Origin of the sequence: Bradyrhizobium sp. (assembly GCF_017881085.1) — a bacterium.
Taxonomy (GTDB): Bacteria; Pseudomonadota; Alphaproteobacteria; order Rhizobiales; family Xanthobacteraceae; genus Bradyrhizobium.
In genome coordinates, this window is sequence record NZ_JADGRI010000420.1 from 1 (window position 1) to 3,776 (window position 3,776).

The window sequence follows — 3,776 nt, forward strand, 5'->3', positions numbered from 1 at the left end:
TGCGCGCCTTCAACGCGGAGGTGCCGATGTTCGCGCAGTGGGACGATCATGAAGTGACCAATGACTGGTCGCCGATCGGCAGCGCCGACGAGACCGGCTACACCGAGGACGGCAAATCGCGGCTGGTCCAGCGCGCCGCCCGCGCCTTCCACGACTTCATGCCGATGCGCGAGATTCCCCAGGAGGCAAGCCGGGTCTATCGCAGGATCGCTTACGGGCCGCTGCTCGATGTCTTCCTGATCGACATGCGCAGCTATCGCGATTCGACCTGGAACAAGCGCGACGACCGCAGCGACGCTTTTATCCTGGGCAAGGCGCAACTGGCGTGGCTGAAGCGGGAGCTGGCGGCTTCCGACGCGACCTGGAAGGTGATCGCCGCGGATCTGCCGATCGGACTGATCAGCGAGGACGCGATTGCGCTGGGCGACGGTCCGCCGCAGCGGCGCGAGCACGAAATCGCCGATCTGCTGTCGTTCATCAAGCGCGCCGGCGTCAGCAATACGGTGTGGCTGACCGCCGACATGCATTATACGGCCGCACACCATTACGATCCGAACCGGGCCATCTTCAGCGATTTCGAGCCGTTCTGGGAATTCGTCTCGGGTCCGCTTCACGCGGGAACCTGGGGCCCCGGCGAACTCGACAATACGTTCGGGCCGAAGGCGATGTTCCAGAAGGGGTGCAGCGCGGCGCAGGGCGAAAATCTCGCGCCATGTTTCGGATTGCAATTCTTCGGCCGCGTCGATATCGACGGCCAGTCGGAGGTCATGACCGTGACCTTGAAGGATGTCGGCAATATCGATCTGTGGTCGGTCGATATCGAGCCGCGGCCCGACGCGCGGCCTGGAAAGCTGCTCGCTCAGCACATCTGAGCGGTATGGCGCCGGTTCAGCGCGCCACCATCAGATAACCGCCAAACACCAGCAGCATCGCCAGCACGACCAGCCCGCCGACCACACCGGTGACGATCGCAAGCAGCTCATTGGCTTCCAGCCATCGTCGCAACGCCCTGACCATCGTTTAGCCTAACTCGATCTTGATTTGGACTTGCCTCTGCAGGCAGACTACCAAACGGCGGATACGCTGTCTCTCCCATCCTTGCAACCCTGCGCCCGCTCGCGGCATTGCCGGTCGCTCATCCCGGCCGATTTCTTCAGGAGTTATCATGGAACATCTGCAAACCCAGGGCATCAGCCTGCCGCGGCTCGGGCTCGGGACCTTCCGCCTGCAGGGCGATGCGTGCCGCGCGGCGGTCGAAAGCGCGATCGGTCTCGGCTACCGGCACATCGACACCGCGGAAATGTACGGCAATGAGGAGGCCATCGGCGCCGCTCTCGCCGCGGCCCGCCTTCCTCGCGGGGATTTGCATGTCACGACAAAAGTCTGGCACGAGAATCTCGCGCCGGACGCGATCCGGCGGGCGTTCGACACCAGCCTGAACAAGCTTCGGCTCGATCACGTCGATCTTTATCTCGTGCACTGGCCGTCGAAGACCATGAACCTGCCGGCGATATTCGAAACCCTGATGAAGCTGAAGGAAGACGGCCGCGCCCGCGCCATCGGCGTCGCCAATTTCACCGTCGCGCTGCTGAAGACCGTGGTCGAGGACATCAAGGCGCCGATCGCCTGCAACCAGGTCGAATACCATGTGATGCTCGATCAGACCCCGCTGCGCAGATATCTCGCTGCGAAAGCGATCCCGCTGGTGGCCTATTGTCCGCTGGCGCAGGGCAAGGTGGCGTCCGATCCGACGCTGATGGCGATCGGCCGCAAGCATGGCGCCAGCGCCGCGCAGGTGGCACTGAAATGGCTGCTGGATCAGGATGGCGTCGCCGCGATCCCCAAGGCGTCGCGTGCCGAAAGCCAGAAGGCCAATCTTGACGCGCTGAACGTGGGACTCGATGACGAGGACATGAAGGCGATCGCCGCATTGCCGAAGGACAGGCGCTGCGTGAATCCCGGCTTTGCCCCGGCGTGGGATTGACAAACTGACAAAAGAAAATGGCCCCTCGCGGGGCCATTCCTGTGTCAGCCTTCAATCCATGTGATGGCGGTGCTTGACGATCACCACCCTGTCGGCGTGGTGATGGCGCCATCCGTGATCGCGATGTTCACGGAATTCGGCGCGCGCGCCATAGTGATGGCCGCCGCGCTTGATCACGACGGTTTCGGCGCTTGCAATCGATGGCGCGGCGATGGCGATGGCGCCAAGGGCTGCAATGACGTAACCAAACTTCTTCATGTCGTCCTCCTCGTTTGAGCGGGGATTAAACATCGCATCCGGGGGAACGTTCCCGGGGAAACCGAAGAGAATTCTGAACGGTTGTTCAGCAACGATCCCGGCGCGGCTGCAATTGCGCTTGCCCGCTACATGCATTTGTGCTGCGGCGGAGTAGGGCTGCCGTTGGCGGTGAATTTGCCGTCCTTGATGCTGTATTCCTGCTTCTGGTTGCGATTATAGATCGCGCGCATGGTGCCGTCGGGCTGCATCAGCAGGCCATATTCGCGGGTTTGCTTGAGGCTCGGGAAGAAGACGCGCAGGTTCAGCATGCCGTCGCCGGAAATCTCGGCGGTGACGACTTCGCTTTCATCGGTCGTTTCGCCGAAGTTGCGCCGGTGCACGACCCGGTTATCCCCCACGATCTCATAGTCGAGCACCGTGCCCTTGTTCCGGTCGGGCTTGAGCGAGCAGTCCAGCGACCACGGGCCGATCAATCCCCATTTTTGCACGGTCTGGGCCACGGTGTCGGCGAATGCGCCGCACGAAAGCGCCAGGGAAAAAACGAGTGCCAGCGTCAGTCGGCCAAAAGACCCGTTCAAGTTCCGCTCCGCTTTCCCCAACATGACCCTTGAAGCTTAGCATTCCAATCCCCGTGTGCAATGCGGCGTGCGCCATCGGTGCTGCCTTGGGACAAGCCGGCTCTAACAATCCTCGTTTGCGGCAATTGCGGGGGATTTGAGCCCGGTTGCCTTTCGGCCGAAGACGCCGGGCGATTTGATCCGCATCAATGCGAGCGCCCGGGCGGCTGGCGAGCATGCGAAGGGGAGGGGTGCGTGGCAGACAGAAGAATCAGATCCGTGGCGGACGCGCCCTCCGGCTTTGCGGCTCGGGCGATGCCGCCCGATGCGCTGCCCTATTCCGAAAGCGAATTCTTGTCCCTGCTCGGCGACCGCGTGCGGGCGATGCGCCTCGTCCGCGACATGTCGCGCCGCGAGCTTGCCCGCAAGTCCCGGGTTTCCGAACGCTACATCGCCCAGATCGAAGCCGGGAAGGGCAATGTGTCGATCGTGCTGCTGCTGCGGATCGCCCATGCGATCCGCTGCGGCTAGCCATCTCATTCCCGCGCCTCGCGACAGGAGAATCTCTTGATGGGAAAGCTCGTTCTTGCCGCCAAGGTCACCCATGTCCCGTCGCTGATGTTGTCGGAGGTCGCGGGCAGCCCGCTCAAACCGGCGCGGGAAAACGCGGTGCGCGCGCTGCAGGAGCTCGGCCGCCGCGCCAGGGATCGCCGCGTCTCGACCTTCGTCGTGTTCGACACGCACTGGCTGTCCAATTTCGGCTATCATATCAACGCCAATCCGCATCATCGGGGTTCGTTCACGAGCCACGAAGCCCCCCACATGATCCAGGATCTGCGCTACGACCTGCCGGGGAATACCGCGCTCGCCGAGGCGATCGCCGCGGAAGCGCGCGAGGCCGGGCTCAACGTCATCGCCCACAAGGTTGCGAGCCTCGGGCTGGAATACGGCACCATCGTGCCGATGCATTACATGAA

6 protein-coding genes and 1 pseudogene are annotated in these 3,776 nt (G+C 63.0%); 4 read left to right on the forward strand and 3 right to left on the reverse strand.

Annotated elements, in window-relative coordinates; genetic code table 11:
- On the forward strand, nucleotides 1-872 hold an 872-nt coding region (locus QZ213_RS25815), incomplete at its 5' end, for an alkaline phosphatase D family protein (protein ID WP_291688894.1).
- A 16-nt stretch (nucleotides 873-888) separates the two neighbouring features.
- Here QZ213_RS25815 and QZ213_RS25820 read toward each other — a convergent pair.
- Entirely contained in the window at nucleotides 889-1,017 is a 129-nt protein-coding gene (locus tag QZ213_RS25820; RefSeq protein ID WP_291688895.1) for a hypothetical protein, read from the reverse strand.
- A gap of 148 nt (nucleotides 1,018-1,165) precedes the next feature.
- Here QZ213_RS25820 and QZ213_RS25825 point away from each other — a divergent pair, with 148 nt between their 5' ends.
- Nucleotides 1,166-1,984 (forward strand): aldo/keto reductase, encoded by an 819-nt coding sequence (locus QZ213_RS25825; RefSeq protein ID WP_291688896.1) that lies wholly within the window; start codon nucleotides 1,166-1,168, stop codon nucleotides 1,982-1,984.
- 51 nt (nucleotides 1,985-2,035) lie between these two features.
- Here QZ213_RS25825 and QZ213_RS25830 read toward each other — a convergent pair whose 3' ends face one another.
- Together QZ213_RS25830 and QZ213_RS25835 are read right to left on the reverse strand one after the other, a co-directional pair.
- A complete protein-coding gene (locus QZ213_RS25830; protein ID WP_291688897.1) occupies nucleotides 2,036-2,242 on the reverse strand; it encodes a hypothetical protein in 207 nt (68 codons plus the stop codon).
- Between the two features lie 125 nt (nucleotides 2,243-2,367).
- On the reverse strand, nucleotides 2,368-2,820 hold the full coding sequence (locus QZ213_RS25835) for a hypothetical protein (RefSeq protein ID WP_291688898.1): 453 nt from the start codon (nucleotides 2,818-2,820) through the stop codon (nucleotides 2,368-2,370).
- 294 nt (nucleotides 2,821-3,114) lie between these two features.
- Between QZ213_RS25835 and QZ213_RS25840 the strand changes: the two genes are divergently transcribed.
- Together QZ213_RS25840 and QZ213_RS25845 are read left to right on the forward strand one after the other, a co-directional pair.
- Complete coding sequence (locus tag QZ213_RS25840) at nucleotides 3,115-3,330, forward strand: helix-turn-helix domain-containing protein (RefSeq protein ID WP_291688899.1); 216 nt, start codon at nucleotides 3,115-3,117, stop codon at nucleotides 3,328-3,330.
- 39 nt (nucleotides 3,331-3,369) lie between these two features.
- A pseudogene (locus QZ213_RS25845) lies at nucleotides 3,370-3,776 on the forward strand (3,4-dihydroxyphenylacetate 2,3-dioxygenase); the annotation flags it as partial.